Here is a 19648-nt window from a genome sequence, read left to right as displayed (position 1 = left end):
TTTTTTTTTTTTGACTCCGCTACGCACCAGGAAAAGAGGATGTCTTCCAGCAATCCTTGGTTGTAGGTTGGGCAAACACGATAACCCTCGCGGTGTTGCCGTTGAGCGAAGATTAGTACCTCCAAAAAACCGGTGTAATAAGTACCAGCACAGTGAGTATCTCCAATCGCCCCAGTAGCATGCCAATGGTGAGCAACCATTTTGCGGCATCAGGTAATGATGAGAAGTTACCGGCAGGCCCGATGATCGTACCCAGACCTGGTCCAACGTTGCATACCGCAGTAGCCGCGCCACTCAAAGCTGTCGTCCAATCCAGTCCGATTAATGCGAGTCCCAGGGCGATTACCGCAATGGTGATGGTAAAGAAAAATGAGAAGGTCAAAAGCGAGCGCAAGATTTCCTCATCAATGGGGTGACCATTGTACTTTTTCTGAATCACTGCTCGCGGATGGATCAATTGCTTCAAACTACTTACCAGTAAAGCGGCAGCAACCTGGAATCGGAAAATTTTAAGGCCGCCAGCCGTCGAGCCTGAGCATCCGCCGACAAAGGTCAGGTAGAAAAAAAGCAAAACTGCGAAGCTACCCCATAGGGTGTAATCGCCAACCGCAATTCCGGTGGTGGTGACGACCGAGGTCACATTGACCGCCACGATACGAAACGCGTCCCACCATCCGTAATCGCTGTGAAAACACAGCCAAGTCCCCACAACCAGCCAGGTGACGATCAAGAATCCTAGAAACCCGCGTACCTGATGATCCTTGATGAGCGCACGCCGATGGCCGCGCAATGTCGCGACGTACAAGGTAAAGGGCAGGCTACCCATAATCATGATGACCACCGCTACCCAGTGAATCGATGGTTGCGCCCAATGCCCAAGTGAGGCATCCGAAGTTGAGAATCCACCGGTCGAAATCAACGACATTGCGTGGTTGACCGCTTCAAACGGCGTCATCCCTGCGATCCAGAGCGCCAGTGCTCCGACACCAGTAAGCCCCAGATAGAGCGAAAGGATGTACTTGGCTGCCACATGGGAGCGCGGCGTCACTTTTTCCGACCAGTCAGAGGACTCTGTCTGAAAAAGACGCATGCCACCTACTCGCAACAGTGGAAGGATCGCCACAGCCATGCCGATGAAGCCGATACCACCCAACCAGTGAAGCATCGAGCGCCATATCAACAAGCCAGGAGATGAGGTATCCAGACCGGTGAGGACAGTCGAGCCCGTGGTCGTGATGCCAGACATTGTTTCGAAGAACGCGTCGGTGTAGCTGATATCGCTGATAAACACCATTGGCAACGCTGCGAAGGAGCACACCACCACCCAACTAGCCGTAGTCAGCAGGTACATGTCCCTCGGGCGAAGCTGGGCAATGTCTGGGCGCCCCCGCACGATCAACAGGAGGCCACAGATGATCGTAATCAAACTCGACCAAAGAAAGGCCGACAGATCGTCGTTACGATCGAAAGCCAGCAGCGTGATCATTGGAATAGCCATGCTTATGGCTAGAGTGATCAGAAAAATGCCTAAGATGAAGCCGATAAGCCGCATTGCTGCGAGGGACATAAAATAACCTGCCAAATTAGCGCCGCGCAGTATCGAATGCCCAACTTATAGGCCCCGTAAATTTTTCGTAAAATTTTTTACAGGCAATCAGTCAACCAGCGGGAGTACCCGCACAGATCATAGTCCTGCTTTCAGGCGCTCAGGAAGGGTTCGGGGGATTGGCCTTTTGAAAACCTTTCATTTCCATCTCCTTAGCGCATGCCAATCATCTGACAGGACACAAGCCCGACAGTGGTCATCGCCAGATTCTTCACGGCTCCCCCCCCCGCGGCAGATTCAACGCTTGCGTCGATCCCCGGACTGAGCCGCGTCACGATCAGCGCAACCACCGCAATCCGCTCCACGCGCTGGTAGCCGGGGTTCAACAACTCTTCGCCGAACACGTCAGGATCGATTTCGCGATAGGTCCAGCCGCAGCGCGCCGTCTCCAGATACGGGGTGACCGCGTCCAGAAAAGGATCGCGGCCCTCGACCATCGCGACGCCGGTGTACAGCACCAGCGAGCCGCCGGGGGCCAGGCGATTCAACGCCTGCTCGACAATGCGCAACGACAATTGCGCGCCGAACGCACCGCCGCCATGGCGATAGGCGCGCTCGGCCGGGTCAGCCATATAGGGTGGATTGGCAACGATCAGGTCGAAGGTGCCGTCGACATCCTGCAGTACATCGCTGGTCTCGATGCGGACGTTGGTCACTTCCGCGAGTGCGGCGTTGATGGTTGTCAGACGTAACGCCGCCGGGTTGATATCGACCGCCAGCACCTCGGCTTCGCGGCGCGCGCGGGCGATCACAATGGCGCCGACGCCGGCCCCGCAGCCGATGTCCACGGCGCGCCTGATCGGTGCGAAGCTCTGCTGCAGATGGGCGTGGATCAGTTGAGCAAACCGGTAAGTGTCGGGGCCGAAGAACACCGAGTCTGCCGCGTCGGTGGGGAAACTCGAATGCACGAACAACAGCTCATCCAGGCTTGACCAGCGCACGCGGCTTGCCAGCCGACCGCTGCGTTCTTCGAGGATGCCGGCCTGTAGCAACTGACGCTGTTCATCCGCCGACAACAGCCCTGGCGCAAACGCCCTGGACCAGCCGTAGACATCGCGAAGGTTCGCGGCGAGCTGTCCGGCGCGGGCATTGACCCGTTCATGCGTCAGCGGCGTCGGCGTGATAAAGCGGTAACCGTCAGCCTGCAAACGGCGCCCCAGTTGCAGCAAAGCCAGATCGTCGGCGCTCAGGTGCGCTTCCTGATTCATAAAACGCTCCCTATCGCAGGCTGGATTTGAGTTCGATGAATCGTCGCGTGGCCATCAGACCGGCGGGATGAGCGTGGCGGTGGGCAGACAGCCACGGGATCAACACGTGCATCTGCTCGTGCGCAGACAACCCTTGCAGCGCCGCTTGCAGGCTTTGGATGTCCGGGTCATTGGCTGGCACGGGAGGTTCTGCCGGGACGCCACTGTTGCGTCGAACGGCGGCCGCTGAGCGCTCAGGCGTCCAGTCACCGGCGATCCAATCGTGCAGCAGCTGTTTTTCATACGGACTGAACACCCCGAACATGGCGGCGCCGTCGCCCTCGATCAACTGCCAGAAGCGGCTGTCCTGCGGAGCCTGGTGGCGTTTGATCCAACCCTTGTTTTCCATGGCGGCGAGAAAACCCGGCAACTGCTCCGGCGCGCTCAGCCACTGATTGACGGTCTTGCCGTCAAACCGGCAGTAATCGGAATGCATGTGCTGGCCGAACGGGCGTTTGCGTTCCAGCATGTTCAGCACTTCGCCGTAAAGGTCGAATGATTCGATGATCGCGCGACTGCCCTGCCCCAAATCATTGAGTCGGTAACCGCGGGCGACGCGGCGTAGAAAGTCCTCGCGATCACCCTCGACCGGCAACAACTGCAACACCGACTGCACGGCTTTTTGCGCGTGCCCGGTGCTGGCGTTGTCGATGGTCACGTGCAGGGTGAAGTAATACGGATCGATGCCCAATTCGCTGAGCTCGTAGGCGCTGATCAGCAAGTGCAGGGGCAGTTGTTCATAGCCGAGGTTGTAGCCGATCACCTCGGGCAAAAACCCGTCGCTGCACTCACCCAATGCCAGTTGTATTGCACCTTGCAGATAATGCTCGTCAGCGATCACGCCGCTGTCGTGCAAGCCATGGTCGGCGAGGAGTTTTCGGTAGATGACCACGTGATTCTGCGCCGGATTGCCCTCACCCAACTCTTCCAGATAGGTGCACACCAGTCCTTCGAAACGCGGGTCGCGCCAGTGCTGCAGCAAGCCATACAACCAGGCGCCGTCGACAAGTTTGGTCGGGGCAACGGCTTGCAGGAAAAACAGCGCGTGCGCCTTGTTACTGAAGAACTGCCGTGGCCCGCCGTCCTTGCGGGCTTTCAAGTAGTCGGCGTATTGGCGAGCCACGTCCGCACTGTGCTGTTCGACGAAGGATTGCAGGGCCGACACGTCGTGCGGCAGGTCGTCGGGCAGATCGGCGGCCTGTTGCAGCTGCGCTTCAAGCAAGGCCTGGCCCAGCGCCCGGCGTTGCTCGCCATCGTTGTTCATCAGCAGTTGCTCATAGCATTGCTTCAGGCTGCCGGCGGTCGGGATTGCGTGCTCATGGGCAGGCTGGGATTCCAGTCGTGTCAGGGCAGTCATGGTGCTCATCTCTCGGTCTGAGGCCAGTGGCAGGACGCTGAATCAGCACGTCTCTACATCAGCAGAGCAATTCGCCTGGAAAAAAATTCAATCGGGGTTGAAATTGCCCTGACAGACGGACAGATGGCCGGGCACCGGGCACATCTGCAAGTGAATATACTCAGCGGGGTGTGGACGCATCCTTCGGAGAGCAATCATGCGAACGGTTCACGTCATCGTGCCCGAAAAAACCCCGGGGCCGGTCAATGTGGTGGGCGAGGCAATCACGGTTCTCGCCGGCGGCGATCTGAGCAAACCTTTTGAAATGCATATTCAGGAAGGCGTGCAAGGAGGCGGGCCGCCGCCGCATTTCCATCCGTGGGACGAGGCTTTTTACGTCACTGACGGGCAGGTCGAAGTGACCGTCGAGGGCAAGTCCAGCACCGTTTCTGCCGGCGGCTATGTGCATATCCCCGGTGGGTCGATCCATGCCTACAAGAACATCAGCGCGACCGCGAGGATGATTGGTGTGGTGTCCGATCCGCGCGGCGGGCAGTTTTTTACAGCCGTTGATCGGCTCAGGGTGCCGGAGGATTTGCCGCGAATTCTGGAGATTGCCGAAGCGCACGGGGTTACGTTTCTGATTCCGAAGGCGCCTGTCTGAAGTTCGGTGCAAGATTCCAGGGCGCTTCGCCAGCAAGCCGGCTCCTACAGGTCACGGGTGTACCCATTGCAGGAGCTGGCTTGCCAGCGATGGCGATTCAAGCCGCGCCACCCTTGGCCTGCTGCTCCAGATGCACCTGCAACTGTGGATCAATCTTCAGCGCCGCCGCCAATTCATCCAGATAGCTGCGCTCGGCGTCTTGTTGATCGTCCACCAGCATCACGCTGGCCAGGTACATTTCCGCGGCCATCGCCGGGTCCGTCGCCGATTGCGCCACATCCGCGGCATCCAGCGGCCGGGCGACTTCATCATCCAGCCATTGCTGCAGTTGCGGGTCATCGGTGTGGCGGCCGATTTCAGTGCTGATCATGTGTTTCTCGGCGTCGTCGATCCGGCCATCGGCCTTCGCCGCCGCTATCAACGCGCGCAGGACCGCGTGGCTGTGGTCCTCGACTTCCGGGCCGGAGAGCAGATCCACGGTGCGCGGTGCCTGTTGCGGCGCGGTCGCCTGGCTGCGTTGCCAGGCCTGATACGCCTGAAAAGCCATCATCCCCAGGGACGCCAACGCCGCGTAGTTGGTGCCTCCGCCCGAGCGACGCTGGGTCGAGCCGCCCACGGTAGATCCGCCGCCCAGCAAGCCACCGAGCAAGCCGCCCAAACCGGCGTTTGCACCGGCACCGCCGCCCAGCAGACCGCCGAGCAACCCACCGAGTCCGCCGCCCATACCGCCTTGAGGCGCGCCGCCACTTTGCCGAGTCATCGAGCCCTGGCCGGCACGCAAGAGTTGTTCGAGCAAATCGCTGGTGTTCATGACGGCGTCCTCATCGGTGGGAGTTATCCAGTCAGGCAACGATAGTCCTCGTAGGCCATTGCGCCATTACCGTTTGGCTGACTTCGTTGTCCATTCTGTCTCACGCTCGTTCCCCCTGTAGACGCTGGCTGCAGGCTCCTACGGGGGGATGTGGCTATCAGATACATTGGTCGCCTGAACAAGAATTTCCTCAAGCGAACAGGACCCGCATTAATCCAGAGTATTTTTTGGTGGCCCAGCTAAGATTCACGAGTGGTGAACCTTATTCCCGGATTTCCGGTCGATACCTGCAACCCGACCCGGTTCGCCGCCGCTCTCGATCAACGAGGGTGATGACTGGCTTGCTTCACTTTCTGGAGAACGCCCCCGTGATATCCACCCTACACATCGCCAGGCTCAAAGCATGGGGCGCCCATGGTTTTACCGCCACTGGCGTGGTCACAGCCTTCCTCGCCACCCTCGCGCTGCTGGAAAACCAGCCCACCAATTGCCTGCTGTGGCTGGGCGTCGCACTGATCGTCGACGGGCTCGACGGCGCACTGGCGCGCAAGGTCAATGTGCAATCGGTGCTGCCGAGCTTCGACGGTTCGATCCTTGACCTGGTCATCGATTACCTGACGTATGTGTTCATCCCGGCACTGTTTATCTATCGTTACATCCCGTTGCCGGACTACACGCTACTGCTGACCGTGTCGCTGATCCTGGTCTCGTCGCTGTTTTGCTTCTGCAACGTCAACATGAAAAGCAAAGACAACTACTTCCAGGGCTTCCCCGCCGCGTGGAACGTGGTTGCGCTGTGCCTGTACATCATCGCCCCGTCGCCGTGGATCACCCTGCTCACCGTCATCGGCCTGGCGGTGCTGACCGTGACCCGGATGAAATTCCTGCACCCGTTTCGCGTACGCAAGTTCATGCCGATCAACATCGCCGTGACGGCTATCTGGCTGCTGTGCAGCTTGTCGCTGGTGATCAACCATCCGGTGATCAACCCGATGGTGATGGGGCTCTGGTTGCTGATGTCGGCCTATTTCCTGGGGATTTGCATCTGGCGCACGGCGATGGAGTGGTTTGACGGCTCGCGACACCCGTAAGTCGCCATGCCCATTCATATCGTGCGACTCGGCTCACCGCGCCTGCCCAATGAAGGCCTTCGGGTAGGCACGGTACGCCGCCCGCCCAGGGGCGTGCCAAAGGCTGACTTTGCCCGTCGGGATTTTTATGATGTGTGGCAGCCGCTGCTGTCGCCCAGTGCCGAATTAGTGACCGAGGCCAAGGCAGCGGCAGATGAAAAAGCCTGGGAAGGTTTCAAACGCAAGTTCAAGGCTGAAATGAATCAGCCGGCGCCCAGCCATTTGCTGGATCTGCTGGCGGCTCTCTCCCATCAAACCTCACTGTCCGTCGGCTGCTATTGCGAGGATGAAGCGCACTGCCATCGCTCCGTGCTGCGTGAGCTGCTGGAAGCACGCGGTGCCAAGGTTGTTTAAACAAGACAAACACAACAAATCCCCTAGTAGGAGCTGGCTTGCCGGCGCCTACAAGGGGGCCGCGTTGTGATCGGGATTTCGTTTCAGGGCGTGCTCGCCACGTTCATCACGCCATCTCGCTCCCGCCTGGCCGGACGGCAGGTTGATCATGGTCAATACTTAAAGGATTGAATGCCTGTCGAATGAGCCTAAGCTCGTTTACCCACGGGAGGTTTGTCATGTCTGAGCAATCACGTTTCATGCTGGTCGCCTCACCCCTGATGGAACACAGCCCCGCCTTCGACAGGGCCGCAGCGCTGGCCAAGGCTGAAGACGCGGCGCTGCACATCGTTGCGTTCGATTACCTGGAAGGCCTGGCGACCGCCAGTCTGGTCAACGAAAAGGCGCTGGAGCAGATGCGCCTGGGCTATGTCGATCGACACCGCCAATGGCTTGAGGATCAGGCGCGGCCCTTACGCAAGATCGGGGTGCACGTCACCACCGAAGTGGCGTGGGTCGATCGGCCGCTGGAGGAAATCCTGATTCATCTGAAAGAGCAGCCGATGGACGTGCTGATCAAGGCGCTGGAGCCGCATTCGATGCTCTCGCGGCTGATGTTCACGCCACTCGACGTGCATTTGCTGCGTGAATGCCCGGTGCCGCTGCATTTCGTCAGCCATGCCGTGCATGCGTTGCCGCGCAAGATCGTCGCGGCGGTCGACCCGTTCCATCGTGATGATCACTACAAAAGCTTCAACGACCGCATTCTTCACGAAGCGGCGAAACTGGCGAGCGCCTGTAATGCCGAGCTGGATGTGGTCTACGCCTATGACCTGTCATCCATCAGCGCCGATGAGTTCGGCTTCGACAACGGTTCGGCGTTTTTCTCGTCGGGCACCGCCAGGACCCTGTTCGACTACCAGGAAGCCGCCTTCAACGAACTGGCCGAACGCAACGGCATCGCGCCGGAGCAACGGCACATGATCATGGGCAACCCGGCGAAGGTCCTGACCCGCTACGCCGACGCCTACGACGTCGACGTGATCGTCATGGGCCGGATCGGCCATCGCGGCCTGGGCAGGTTGATCGGCAGCACGGTGGAGCACCTGCTGTACAAAATGCCCTGCAGTGTCTGGGTGGTGTACACCGAGCGGCTGGATGAGTAACGAGGCCAGTTGAAAACGCACGAAAACTGTGGGAGCGGGACCGGCTTGCCGGCGATGACTGAGTCATAGCCAACATTGATGTCGATTGACTCACCGCCATCGCGAGCAAGCCGGTCTCGCTCCCACAGGGTTTTGTGTGGGAAAGTCAGCGCCTTGTGATCACCACTTCCAGGTATTCACTCGGCACCACCAGCGACTTTTCACCCGCCCGGTTCAAGCGGTTGATCAGCTCGGTCAAATCACTTTCAAGGGCTTGGGCGCCTTCGGGGGGCAGCGCCGCGAACGCCTTGTGGACCGGGCCGTACCAGGTGCGGAACGTGTCGATGAAATGTGCGGCCGAGCGGTAGCGGAAGTTAAAAAGCCGCCGTGTCACCTGAAGCAGAAAGTCGCGCTCATCAAAGTGCGTATGCAGCCACGCTTCGGAACCCCAGTTCGACGGGGGTTGTGCCCCCGGCGGAGGCGGCAAGTGCCGGCCCAGGGTCTTGAACATCTGGCCGACAAAGCCTTCGGGCGTCCAGTTGGCGAGACCGATCCGGCCCCCAGGACGGCAGACCCGCGCCAGCTCGGCGGCGGCTTTGGACTGGTCCGGTGCGAACATCACGCCGAAGGTCGACAGCACGGCATCGAAACTGCCGTCCTCGAACGGCAGCGCCTCGGCGTCCGCCACTTGGAAGGTCACCTCCAGGCGTTCCGCCCTGGCCCGGTCTTCACCGCGCTCAAGCAGCGCGGCGACATAGTCGGTGGACGTGACGTGGCTACCGCGGCGCGCGGCCGCCAATGTCGCGTTGCCGTTGCCGGCGGCGACGTCCAGCACACGTTCATCGCATAGCAGGTCGCAGGCTTCGGCAAGCTGCTCGCCGACAATCTGCAACGTGGTGCCGATCACGGCATAGTCGCCACTGGCCCAGGCGGCCATCTGACGGTTTTTCAAGGCAGTGAGATCAATGGGAGTACTCATTCGATCGCTCCGTTACGAGTTCAAACGCCCCCGGCTTATTCTGCCGTAGTGGGGTCGATGACGGTCATGACCTGGGAAATGCGGTTGGCCGGAAAACCGCTCTGCCTGGCGTGTTCCCTGATCAACTCTTCGTTGGGCGAGATGTACACGCAGTAGAGCTTGTCACCGGTGACATAACTCTGCTGCCACTGCACCTCCGGCAAGTCGCGCAACGCCCTGCAGGACTTTTGCGAAGCCGCTTTCAAATCCCTTTCTGACAGTGTTCCAGCACCCGGAATCTCGCGTTCAATGACGAACTTCGGCATGGCAACCTCTCATTCTTGTTATTGATGACAGGGTCGGCAGACCCTGTGTGCCAACTATCGCGCCGCTGACCATCGGCGTCCTGCCCGATCGTCGGCCAACCTTGTCCGATCGTCCGGAGGTTTCACGTTGTGCCGCGACAGGCTCACAATCAAAAGCTGCCCGCTCACAGGGGAACACCACCATGGACGCCCTGTCCCAGACCCTGCGCGTCGTCCGCCTGGTCGGCGCGATTTTCATTAACGCCAGGTTCACCGCGCCCTGGTGCTATCAGTCACCGAGCGCGGACACCGCCGCACCGTTTCTCGAGCCTGGCGCCGAACGCGTGGTGATCTTTCACTTGATCACCGAGGGCGAGTGTTATGTCGAACTCGGCGACGATCCGCCCCAGTTGCTGACCGCCGGCGATGTGGTGGTGTTTCCTCTGGGCGATGCCCACCGCATGTGCTCCGAGCCCGGTCTCGCGCCGGCCAGCGGTGCACGGCTGGACGTCGTGCTCGCGCGCCGGCCCCGGCAATTGAGTTATGGCGGTGGCGGTGCGGTCACGCGCCTGGTGTGCGGCTATCTGGCGTGCGATACGCGGCTGGCGGGCATGTTGTTGACGGGGTTGCCGGCCGTGGTAAAGGTCAATGTGCGCGGCTCGAACGCCGGGGTCTGGCTGGAATCTTCGGTGCGTTATGCGCTGGCCGAAGCGCGCTCGCCAAGGCCTGGTGGTGAAGGCGTACTGGCCAAGCTGGCCGAGGTGTTGTTCATCGAAGTGCTGCGTTTGTACATGCACGAACAGGGCGAAGGCCGCACCGGTTGGCTGGCGGCTGTGGGCGACCGGATCGTCGGCGCCGCCCTCAACGCGCTGCACATAAAACCCTGTCACGCCTGGACCCTCGATCAACTGGCGCGCACCGCCGGCACCTCAAGATCGGTGTTGGCGGAACGCTTTCAACAACTGGTGGGGATTTCACCGATGCAGTACCTGACGCAATGGCGCATGTTGCTGGCGGCCAATCTGTTACGCAGCAGTAACAGCTCCTTGATGCGCATCGCCGAAGAGGTCGGCTACCAGACCGACACGGCGTTCAGTCGGGCGTTTCGGCGGGAGTTCGGTGCACCGCCCGCGGCGTGGCGGCGAGGTCAGACGGCTTCGCGGAGTCACCTCGGGATTGCCGGGACGCCGTGAATCGGCTCTTATGCACCACCGACTTTTGAAAGGATTCAACCATGACGTCCCACCTGGATTGGCTCGCCGCCCACCCGCAGCACAGCGACACTTTCGCCGCCTGGCTCCATCGGCAATTTCACTACGAATACGTCGACCAACCCCTGCCCGACTGGCAACAGGAGTTTGCCGAGGGCCAACTGAACGGCCACTGGAAATGCCTGATTGCGCTGGAGGGGGATCAATTGAAAGGTGGCGCAGCGTTGGCGAAAGCGGATCTGGCCCATCGCCCGGATCTGGGTCCGTGGCTGGCCTGCGTCTTCATCACACCTGAAGCGCGCGGGAAGGGTCTGGCGGAGCGATTGATCGAGGGTATCTGCGAGGAAGCGAGGGCCAGCGGTGTGAAGAGGATTTATCTGCACACCCAGGATAAACGCGACTACTACGCCAAGCGTGGCTGGACGGTGCTGGACTCATTTCGGGCCTGGGACAAAGAACAATGGCTCATGGTGCGAGACCTGTGAGCCATTGATGTTCAGGTTTACACCGCGGGTGCGGTGGCGGCCTTGGCGTCTGCCTTGGCCTCTTCCAGCAGTTGCTGAATCACCTTCTCCTGCGTGTCATAGCTGCCTTCACCGAAGTGGGTGTAACGCACCTGACCCTTGGCGTCGATCAGGTAGTGAGCGGGCCAGTACTGGTTTTCAAAGTTGCGCCAGATCGTGTAGTTGTTGTCGATGGCCACCGGGTAGGTGATGCCGAGCTTCTTCACCTGATCCTTGACGTTGCCAATGATGCGTTCGAAGCCGTACTCCGGGGTGTGGACCCCGATCACCACCAAGCCATCCTTCTCGTATTTCTTCGCCCAGTCCTTCACGTAAGGCAGGGTGTGCTGGCAGTTGATGCAGTCGTAGGTCCAGAAGTCCACCAGCACCACTTTGCCTTTGAGCGAGTCATTGGTCAGTGCTGGCGAGTTGATCCATTCGACGGCGCCGGACAGCGATGGCATCGGACCTTGAGCATTGTCCAGGCTCGAATCGGCCTTGACTTTGCTGACCAGGAAATCGACCACTTTCGGGACGCTTTCCAACACGCCTTTCTCGAGGCTGCTGACACCTTCCGAAGAAGTACCGGCCAGCAGGGTCTTGTCGGCGCCGGTGGAAATCACCGCAGCAGCCGCCAGCACCGCAACACCGGCCCCACGACGCAACCAGCCCGTGACAGGGATCGACGCTTTCAAGCGATTGACCAGGCCGCGACCAGCGAAGATCAAGGTGCCCAGGGACAATGCGCTGCCCAGGCCGTAGGCCACCAGCAACAGACTGGTTTGGGCGTTGGCACCTTGCAGCATGGCGCCAGTGAGGATCACCCCGAGGATCGGCCCGGCGCACGGCGCCCAGAGCAGACCCGTAGCAACGCCGATCATCACCGAACCCAGCGGGCCGGACATTTTGCGGGTGTCGGGGTCGAGGCGATTGCCCAACAGAACGAACGGGCGTGCCAGCCAGCCGCCGACCCGCGCGGAAATCAGCGACAGGGCGAACAGCGCCATGACGATCAGGGCCACGTGACGACCGGTGTTGTTGGCTTGCACCACCCATTCACTGCTGACCACGGCCAGACTGGAAACCAGGGCGAAGGTCAGGACCATGCCGCCGAGGGTGAGCAGGATCGACGAGCGAGTACGGTCAACGCCGGCGAACAGAAATGGCACGACCGGGAGGATGCAAGGGCTGAGGACGGTCAATATGCCGCCCAGGAAAGCGATGAGAAACATGGGGATCACCTTGGAAATAATAGAGGGCGGCGCACCACACATAACCTGTGGGAGCGGGCTTGCCCGCGATGAGGCCGGTACATTCAACGTTGATGTCGACTGACAGTCCGTCATCGCGGGCAAGTCCGCTCCCACATTGGATCAGGGGTGACTACTGAAATACTGTCCGGCTTCAGGCCGTCTGCTCATCCAGCAACTGGCCCTGTGGTGTGCGGCTGCTACCGTTCTCGGCAACCATCTGACCTTGCGGCGTGCGACTGGAACCGTCCTGTACCTGCAAGTCATTGACGCCCTGCTCGTTCACCGGGGTCAGCTGGAAACAGGTGCTGCTGCCGCAGGTGCTTTGTTCAACGGCGGCGTTGGCGTGGGCGGCAGCGCCGGCAAGGGCGAAGGCAGTGGCGGTCAAAAAGCGGGTTACGTTGTTCATGGTGTTTTTCCTGTTGCAAAGGGGATTGGCAATCGGTCAACGAAGGACTCAGTTGTCTGAGTCGCAGTCAGCAAATTTGCGGTAGTCCAGGACCTGGGTTTTGTTCTGGGAATCCAGGTAAGTCAGCTGGGCATCGACAATCCCGCAGGAATTCGAGGCGTCCTGTTTCAGCGACACCACTTTCTTGATGTCCAGGTGCGTGCCGTAGGAGTAGGTTTTAGCGGTGACGTCTGCTTCGGCACGAGCCGACAAGGTGCAGATATTCAGTGCGGCAAACAGACAAGCGGCGTAGATGGCTTTAGTGTTCATGGCGGTTTCCTCAAGGCTTCAATGGGTAGATCGTTCAATGGAGCCGAGGCGGTTGGGTGTGCCTCGATGGAACCTATTAGAAGGCCCTGAGGTATCTCGTCTGTGTCGAGAAGCGGCGCGTGTAAATCGGTACGTATCAAAGGGGCCTGCCGATACACAGCGATACAAAACCCCTGAAATCCCGGGTTTTTAAGTCCATGTGTATCCCTCGACACAGCAGATACACTGCAATACAAAGGGTGGCGGGCGAGCGGGCAAAGGCTCGATAGACTGTGTGTCATTCCCTATTTGAAGAGGCTTGGCCCCATGGAACACGTCGATCACATCCTCATCGTGGACGATGACCGCGAGATTCGAGAGCTGGTAGGCAACTACCTGAAGAAGAACGGCCTGCGCACCACCGTCGTGGCGGATGGCCGACAGATGCGCGCGTTCCTGGAAACCACGCCGGTGGACCTGATTGTGCTCGACATCATGATGCCGGGCGACGATGGCCTGATGCTGTGCCGCGAGATCCGCGCCGGCAAACACAAGACCACGCCGGTGCTGATGCTCACCGCCCGCAACGATGAAACCGACCGCATCATCGGTCTGGAAATGGGCGCCGACGATTACCTCGTCAAGCCGTTCGCCGCCCGTGAACTGCTCGCGCGAATCAACGCGGTGCTGCGGCGCACACGGATGCTGCCGCCCAACCTGGTGGTCACCGAAAGCGGACGTCTGCTGGCCTTCGGTCGCTGGCGCCTGGACACTTCGGCCCGCCATCTGCTCGATGACGACGGCACCATGGTCGCGCTCAGCGGCGCGGAATATCGACTGCTGCGGGTGTTCCTCGATCATCCGCAACGGGTGCTCAACCGCGACCAGTTGCTGAACCTGACCCAGGGCCGCGACGCCGATCTGTTCGACCGCTCCATCGATTTGCTGGTCAGCCGCCTGCGTCAGCGCTTGCTCGACGACGCGCGGGAACCGGCCTACATCAAAACCGTGCGCAGCGAAGGCTATGTGTTTTCGCTACCGGTGGAAGTCCTCGGGGCGCCCTCATGAACCTTTCTCTGCGATGGCCCCGCACCCTCGCCTCGCGGCTGTCGCTGATCTTCCTGATCGGCTTGATTCTGGCGCAGGCGCTGTCGTTCGGCGCGCAGTACTACGAGCGTTACGAAAGCGCAAAAAACACCATGCTGGGCAATCTGGAAACCGACGTTTCGACGTCCATCGCCATCCTCGACCGCTTGCCGGCCGGAGAGCGCATGAGCTGGCTGAAACAGCTGGATCGCCGCAACTACCGCTACTTGCTGGATGAAGGCTCGCCGGGCACGGCGATGAGCGATACGCCTATCGCGGTGACCTCGATCAAGGACGCCATCGGCAAGGATTACCCCATGACCGTGACCGACATTCCCGGTCCGATCAAACATTTCCAGGTCCATCTGAAACTGGCCGATGGCAGCCCCGTCACCATCGACGTGCGTCCGGCGATGGTTCCGTTGTCTCCCTGGTTGCCGATTGTTTTGCTCGGCCAACTGTTGCTGATGATTCTCTGCACCTGGCTGGCCGTGAGAATCGCCATTCGCCCCCTCACCCGTCTCGCACAGGCGGTCGAAACACTGGACCCCAACACCCACCCGGTGCACCTGGATGAAAAAGGCCCGACCGAAGTCGCCCATGCGGCCATGGCCTTCAATGCCATGCAGGCGCGCATTGCTGCCTATCTGAAAGAACGCATGCAATTGCTGGCGGCGATTTCCCACGACCTGCAAACCCCGATCACCCGGATGAAACTGCGCGCCGAGCTCATGGACGACTGCAGCGAAAAAGACAAACTGTGGAACGACCTTGGCGAGATGGAACACCTGGTGCGCGAAGGCGTGGCCTATGCCCGCAGCGTCCATGGCGCCACCGAAGAGAGCCGGCGCACCGATCTGGATTCATTCCTCGACAGCCTGGTGTTCGACTATCAGGACGTGGGCAAGGACGTCCAGCTCAGCGGAAAAAGTGAGACCGTCATCGACACCCGGCCGCACGCCTTGCGTCGCGTGCTGGTGAACCTGACGGACAATGCGCTCAAATTTGCCGGCGCTGCGGAACTGCGGGTGGAATCGAAGCCTGGCGGCAGCTTGTCGGTGAAGGTCATGGACCGCGGCCCCGGGATTGCCGAAGAGGAACTGGCCCATGTCATGGAGCCGTTCTACCGCGTGGAGAACTCACGCAACCGCAGCACCGGCGGGACCGGCCTCGGCCTGGCGATTGCCCAGCAACTGGCGCTGGCGCTAGGCGGCTCGTTGACCCTGAGCAATCGCGAGGGCGGCGGTTTATGCGCGGAGCTGAAACTACCGACTCGCCCTGCGTAGGAGCCGGCTTGCCGGCGATGGACGTTAACGATAACGCGTGTTTTCTGGATAAACGCGTTATCGTTAACACCCTTCGCGAGCAAGCTCGCTCCTACAAAAGTGATATGGACATTGCCAATGGATGAAAACAGAAGACCCATCAAGACGCGCTCTGCGGGCTGGGCCAAACACGTCACCGACAGGTTGGTGAAAAGGGACATCTCCCCCAATCAGATCTCCGTCGCCAGCATCGCCTTCGCGCTCGCGGGCATCATCGCGCTCAATATCGACACTGGCGTCATCGGCTCGATCCTCTGTGCGCTCGGCATTCAGTTGCGCCTGTTGTGCAACCTCTTCGACGGGATGGTCGCGATTGAGGGCGGCAAGAAATCCGACATCGGCAGCCTCTACAACGAATTCCCCGACCGGATTGCCGACAGCCTGCTGATTGTCGGCCTGGGCTACGCCATCGGCTACTCTGACCTTGGCTGGTTCGCCGCGCTGGCCGCAGCATTGACGGCTTACGTCAGGGTATTTGGCGGTTCGATCGGTCTCAAGCAGAGCTTCATCGGCCCGATGGCCAAGCAACACCGGATGGCGGTGATGACGGCGGGCCTTGTGTTGAACGCTGTCGAAGCGAGCGTTTATGCCAGTCACTATGTGCTGTTGATTGCGCTGGTCATCATCGCTATCGGCGCCGTCGCGACGTGCGTCACGCGAACGCTGGACATTTCCAAACAGCTAAAAGGTGCCGTCCATGTGGATCAGTAATGCGCTGATTTCAGTCCTGCGATTCCTCATCGGCGTCACGGCGAGATGGGAGAGCCCCCCGGACCTCACGCGCCAGCGCATCTATTTCGCCAACCACACCAGCCACATGGACACCCTGGCAATCATCGCCGCCCTGCCCCCCGAGGCCCGGGTCAATGTGAAACCGGTGGCCGCCGCCGATTACTGGGGCAAGAACCGGTTCCTGTCGTACATCTCCCAGAAAGGCCTGAATGCAGTCCTGATCGAACGTAACCCGGCGCCCGGCGTGAACGTGCTGGAGCCGATTTTCGATGTGGTGCGCGCCGGCCATTCGATCATCATTTTTCCGGAAGGTACGCGGTCCAGCCAGGCATTGCCCGGTGAATTCAAATCGGGGCTTTACCGCTTGAGCGAAACCTTCCCCGATGTCGACCTGGTGCCCATATACCTGGAAAACCTGCATCGTTCCATGCCCAAAGGCAAACACGTGCCGCTGCCGATTATCTGCACGATCCGCATCGGCAACCCGATGCAACGGGTTGCCGGTGAGGAAAAACAAGTGTTCCTGGAGCGGGCGCGTGACGCCATTGTGAGGCTGTCCAAATGAGTCTTGAATCAAAGTTCCTGTGGTTCTTTTTTGGCATAGCCTGCTTGCTGGCGGTGGCGTCGCTCACCGGTCGACTGCTGGCCAAACGGGCAAAATCGGAAAGCTCGGCCGCAACCATCGAAAACCTCAACCAGCGCGTGAATGCCTGGTGGGGAATGGTGGTCATCTTCTTCGTGTCCTACCAGTTGGGCGGCAATGCCACCGTCGTGCTCTTTGGCTTCATTTCGCTGTTCGCACTCAGGGAGTTCATCACCCTGACACCGACCACCCGGGGCGACCATAACGCGTTGTTTTCGGCGTTTTTCATCCTGATTCCACTGCAATATGTGCTGATCGGAACCCACTGGTATTCGATGTTCACATTGCTGATTCCGGTGTATGCGTTCCTGCTGCTACCGGCGATTGCGGTGCTGAGCCAGGACACCGAAGGCTTTTTGGAGAGAACGGCGAAGATCCAGTGGGGCGTGATGATTTGCATCTATTGCATCAGCCACGCGCCGGCGCTGTTGTTGCTGGATCTGGAAGGCTTCCAGGGCCAGAACGCGCTGCTGCTGTTCTACCTGGTGTTCGTCGTGCAGTTGAGTGACGTGTTGCAGTACGTGTTCGGCAAGCTCTTCGGCAAGCACAAGGTTGCGCCGCTGGTGAGCCCGTCGAAAACCGTGGAAGGCCTGGTCGGCGGCGGTTTGTCGGCCACGCTGATTGGCGGCTGCATGTTCTGGATGACGCCGTTCAGTTTCTGGCAATCGCTGATGATGTCGTTTGTGATTGTGGTGATGGGTTTCCTGGGCGGCCTGGTGATGTCGGCGATCAAGCGCAGCCTCAGCGCCAAGGACTGGGGCACCATGATCAAGGGCCACGGCGGCATGCTCGACCGGATGGACTCGATCTGCTTCGCGGCGCCGATCTTCTTTCACCTGACGCGGTATTTCTTTTCGGCCCAGTAATTTCAGACACCACCCGTCCCCTGTGGGAGCGAGCTTGCTCGCGATGACTGAGTGTCAGCCAACATCGATGCAGGATGTGTTGGCCTCATCGCGAGCAAGCTCGCTTCCACAGGGTTATTGGGTGTTTGGAGGATGGTGTTTGGTCAGGCAATTACGCCAACCACCCCTTCCCCCTGCATCTGCCGCAACAACGTCGTCCCGCTGTCGATGAAGTCCTGCGATCCGGTTGTTCCTGCCTCGACAGCCAAACCCTCCAACTGCTCGCGCCCGTTCAGCTCGGGAAACTCGCCGATTCGCTGCAACAAGCGCCACGCCAACGGGCTCAATTGGGAAAACTTCACGCTCCAGTCTTCAACCCGGCGCACCAGCAGCAACGTCGGCTGGGCCGGCACATCGCCCGGCTGATAATCAGGACCGACCAAGTGCACCGGCCAGGCATACGCCAACGGCCAGGCCAGCGGCGAAAGCTGCAGCGGTCGATCCAGCAACAGCCCGGCATCGCCGGGTGGCAAAGGCTCGGCCTCAGCTTGTTGCAACACCATCTCGACCCACTCGTAATGCGCCAGCTCCACCATGAACGGCGGCCACGGCCCCTCGCGCAACGCTGACGGCTCTGACGCGAGAAAGTCGACAAACTCCCTGGCGATCTCCCCGAATTTCGGTGTGCGCGCCCGGTAGTCCCGCAGGAAAATTCGCAACAGCGAACGCCAGTGCTCATCGCCAAGAATCTTGATCAGCACCGGAAAGGTGCCGCTGAGCAATATCGAGAGGTTGTTGAAAATCAGGTCGCGGTAAACCTGCGCCCGCGCCACGTCCATTCCGGCCGGCGGCGCGCAATGATCGGGGTCACGCAGGTAAAGCCCCAAGGTGTTTTGCTGCTCAAACAGGCCTGAGTTAGCCACGGGTCACCCCCTCGGTTTGCAAGCGGCGGATGGTCTGCAATTCGGCGACCAATTCAGAGAACGCAGGGAAATTGAAATCACGCTCAAGCAACGTCGGTTGCGCGCCGAACCGGGCATAGGCCTGGGCCAGCAACGACCACACCACCGGTTTCACCGATGCACCGTGGGTGTCGATTTTCAACGTGTCGGATTCATCGAAATGCCCGGCCACGTGCATCGCCACCACCCGGCCCGAATCGATGCCGGCCAGAAACGCCTGCGGATCGAAACCGTGGTTGATCGAGTTGACGTACACATTGTTGACGTCCAGCAAAAGGTCGCAATCGGCTTCACGCAGCACCGCGTTGGTGAACGTCAGCTCATCCATGTCCTGCTGCGGCGCGGCGTAATAGGAGACGTTTTCCACCGCCAGGCGCCGACCGAGAATGTCCTGGGACTGACGAATGCGCGCGGCGACGTGGTGCACCGCTTCTTCGGTAAAGGGCAGCGGCAACAGGTCGTAAAGGTGACCGTCATCGCTGCAGTAGCTCAGGTGCTCGCTGTACAGCGGCACGTTGTACTGATCGAGAAAACCCCGCACTTCCTGCAAAAACCCGACGTCCAGCGGCGCCGGCCCGCCCAGTGACAGCGACAGACCATGACAGGACAACGGATAACGTTCGGCCAGGGCCAGCAACGCCGCGCCATGGGCGCCGCCGATGCCGATCCAGTTCTCCGGCGCGACTTCCAGAAAGTCGAAATCGCCCACACGGGCGGCTTGAAGGTCTTTCATTAAACCGCGACGCAGGCCCAGTCCGACGGTGGCCTTCGTTGATGGAATGGAAGTCTGCATGATGGCGATCTCAGAGGTTGTCAGAACGTAATCACAGTTAACCGAAACGGTGTATCGGGCCTGTGT

The 19648-nt window shown here is 60.1% G+C and carries 22 protein-coding genes; 11 read left to right on the top strand and 11 right to left on the bottom strand.

Translation table 11 applies throughout. The features are described from left to right. Window positions 1–112 precede the first annotated feature (112 nt). The 3 genes from Q7W83_RS09680 to Q7W83_RS09670 all read right to left on the bottom strand — a co-directional run bounded on the left by Q7W83_RS09680 (window position 113) and on the right by Q7W83_RS09670 (window position 4210). Window positions 113–1567: a TrkH family potassium uptake protein gene (locus tag Q7W83_RS09680; RefSeq protein WP_150638606.1), complete on the bottom strand. Its 1455-nt coding sequence runs from the start codon at window positions 1565–1567 to the stop codon at window positions 113–115. 191 nt (window positions 1568–1758) lie between these two features. Then, window positions 1759–2814: a methyltransferase gene (locus Q7W83_RS09675; RefSeq protein ID WP_458377615.1), complete on the bottom strand. Its 1056-nt coding sequence runs from the start codon at window positions 2812–2814 to the stop codon at window positions 1759–1761. A gap of 10 nt (window positions 2815–2824) precedes the next feature. After that, window positions 2825–4210: an iron-containing redox enzyme family protein gene (locus tag Q7W83_RS09670; RefSeq protein ID WP_473655925.1), complete on the bottom strand. Its 1386-nt coding sequence runs from the start codon at window positions 4208–4210 to the stop codon at window positions 2825–2827. 196 nt (window positions 4211–4406) lie between these two features. On the opposite strand from Q7W83_RS09670, the gene Q7W83_RS09665 reads away from it, so the two are divergent. Further along, window positions 4407–4853 (top strand): cupin domain-containing protein, encoded by a 447-nt coding sequence (locus tag Q7W83_RS09665; protein WP_150632001.1) that lies wholly within the window; start codon window positions 4407–4409, stop codon window positions 4851–4853. Between the two features lie 97 nt (window positions 4854–4950). On the opposite strand, the gene Q7W83_RS09660 is transcribed toward Q7W83_RS09665, so the two are convergent. After that, window positions 4951–5664: a tellurite resistance TerB family protein gene (locus Q7W83_RS09660; RefSeq protein ID WP_458377617.1), complete on the bottom strand. Its 714-nt coding sequence runs from the start codon at window positions 5662–5664 to the stop codon at window positions 4951–4953. A gap of 368 nt (window positions 5665–6032) precedes the next feature. Between Q7W83_RS09660 and pcsA the strand changes: the two genes are divergently transcribed. The 3 genes from pcsA (at window position 6033) to Q7W83_RS09645 (ending at window position 8293) form a co-directional block, all read left to right on the top strand. After that, window positions 6033–6755, top strand: coding sequence for a phosphatidylcholine synthase (gene pcsA / locus Q7W83_RS09655; RefSeq protein ID WP_150638614.1), 723 nt, complete (start codon window positions 6033–6035; stop codon window positions 6753–6755). A 6-nt stretch (window positions 6756–6761) separates the two neighbouring features. Further along, a complete protein-coding gene (locus tag Q7W83_RS09650) occupies window positions 6762–7148 on the top strand; it encodes a DUF488 domain-containing protein (RefSeq protein ID WP_458377618.1) in 387 nt (128 codons plus the stop codon). Window positions 7149–7366: 218 nt separating this feature from the next. Beyond that, window positions 7367–8293, top strand: a complete 927-nt coding sequence (locus Q7W83_RS09645; protein ID WP_150631998.1) for a universal stress protein — start codon at window positions 7367–7369, stop codon at window positions 8291–8293. A gap of 145 nt (window positions 8294–8438) precedes the next feature. Here the strand turns inward: Q7W83_RS09645 and Q7W83_RS09640 are convergent, their stop codons facing one another. Then, complete coding sequence (locus tag Q7W83_RS09640; protein WP_150631997.1) at window positions 8439–9251, bottom strand: class I SAM-dependent methyltransferase; 813 nt, start codon at window positions 9249–9251, stop codon at window positions 8439–8441. Between the two features lie 35 nt (window positions 9252–9286). Then, window positions 9287–9556, bottom strand: coding sequence for a DUF4242 domain-containing protein (locus Q7W83_RS09635; protein ID WP_150631996.1), 270 nt, complete (start codon window positions 9554–9556; stop codon window positions 9287–9289). A gap of 182 nt (window positions 9557–9738) precedes the next feature. Between Q7W83_RS09635 and Q7W83_RS09630 the strand changes: the two genes are divergently transcribed. Further along, complete coding sequence (locus Q7W83_RS09630; RefSeq protein ID WP_458377619.1) at window positions 9739–10728, top strand: AraC family transcriptional regulator; 990 nt, start codon at window positions 9739–9741, stop codon at window positions 10726–10728. Window positions 10729–10769: 41 nt separating this feature from the next. Next, the gene (locus tag Q7W83_RS09625) at window positions 10770–11231 is read left to right on the top strand and encodes a GNAT family N-acetyltransferase (protein ID WP_150631994.1); all 462 of its coding nucleotides are present in this window, start codon (window positions 10770–10772) and stop codon (window positions 11229–11231) included. A 17-nt stretch (window positions 11232–11248) separates the two neighbouring features. Here the strand turns inward: Q7W83_RS09625 and Q7W83_RS09620 are convergent, their stop codons facing one another. The 3 genes from Q7W83_RS09620 to Q7W83_RS09610 all read right to left on the bottom strand — a co-directional run bounded on the left by Q7W83_RS09620 (window position 11249) and on the right by Q7W83_RS09610 (window position 13217). Continuing rightward, a complete protein-coding gene (locus Q7W83_RS09620; protein WP_150638621.1) occupies window positions 11249–12481 on the bottom strand; it encodes a cytochrome c biogenesis protein DipZ in 1233 nt (410 codons plus the stop codon). Between the two features lie 172 nt (window positions 12482–12653). Beyond that, window positions 12654–12908, bottom strand: a complete 255-nt coding sequence (locus tag Q7W83_RS09615) for a hypothetical protein (protein WP_473655924.1) — start codon at window positions 12906–12908, stop codon at window positions 12654–12656. Between the two features lie 48 nt (window positions 12909–12956). Continuing rightward, a complete protein-coding gene (locus Q7W83_RS09610; RefSeq protein WP_017338029.1) occupies window positions 12957–13217 on the bottom strand; it encodes a DUF2790 domain-containing protein in 261 nt (86 codons plus the stop codon). Between the two features lie 306 nt (window positions 13218–13523). Between Q7W83_RS09610 and Q7W83_RS09605 the strand changes: the two genes are divergently transcribed. From Q7W83_RS09605 to Q7W83_RS09585, 5 genes are all read left to right on the top strand, one after another. Then, complete coding sequence (locus Q7W83_RS09605) at window positions 13524–14264, top strand: response regulator (RefSeq protein WP_150631991.1); 741 nt, start codon at window positions 13524–13526, stop codon at window positions 14262–14264. Beyond that, window positions 14261–15568, top strand: coding sequence for an ATP-binding protein (locus tag Q7W83_RS09600; RefSeq protein WP_150653127.1), 1308 nt, complete (start codon window positions 14261–14263; stop codon window positions 15566–15568). The genes Q7W83_RS09605 and Q7W83_RS09600 overlap by 4 nt, the downstream gene beginning before the upstream one ends. A 117-nt stretch (window positions 15569–15685) precedes the next feature. Then, window positions 15686–16318, top strand: a complete 633-nt coding sequence (locus Q7W83_RS09595; RefSeq protein WP_473655923.1) for a CDP-alcohol phosphatidyltransferase family protein — start codon at window positions 15686–15688, stop codon at window positions 16316–16318. Beyond that, window positions 16305–16904, top strand: coding sequence for a lysophospholipid acyltransferase family protein (locus tag Q7W83_RS09590; RefSeq protein WP_150631988.1), 600 nt, complete (start codon window positions 16305–16307; stop codon window positions 16902–16904). Before Q7W83_RS09595 ends, Q7W83_RS09590 begins: the two co-directional genes overlap by 14 nt. After that, on the top strand, window positions 16901–17848 hold the full coding sequence (locus tag Q7W83_RS09585) for a phosphatidate cytidylyltransferase (RefSeq protein ID WP_458377622.1): 948 nt from the start codon (window positions 16901–16903) through the stop codon (window positions 17846–17848). Before Q7W83_RS09590 ends, Q7W83_RS09585 begins: the two co-directional genes overlap by 4 nt. Before the next feature lie 143 nt (window positions 17849–17991). Here Q7W83_RS09585 and Q7W83_RS09580 read toward each other — a convergent pair whose 3' ends face one another. Next, window positions 17992–18750: an HvfC family RiPP maturation protein gene (locus Q7W83_RS09580; RefSeq protein WP_473655922.1), complete on the bottom strand. Its 759-nt coding sequence runs from the start codon at window positions 18748–18750 to the stop codon at window positions 17992–17994. Continuing rightward, window positions 18743–19582 (bottom strand): HvfB family MNIO-type RiPP peptide maturase, encoded by an 840-nt coding sequence (locus Q7W83_RS09575; RefSeq protein ID WP_150653125.1) that lies wholly within the window; start codon window positions 19580–19582, stop codon window positions 18743–18745. Before Q7W83_RS09575 ends, Q7W83_RS09580 begins: the two co-directional genes overlap by 8 nt. Window positions 19583–19648 lie beyond the last annotated feature (66 nt).

Source organism: Pseudomonas sp. 300 (genome assembly GCF_055803035.1).
This window is presented reverse-complemented; position numbering and strand designations above follow the sequence as displayed.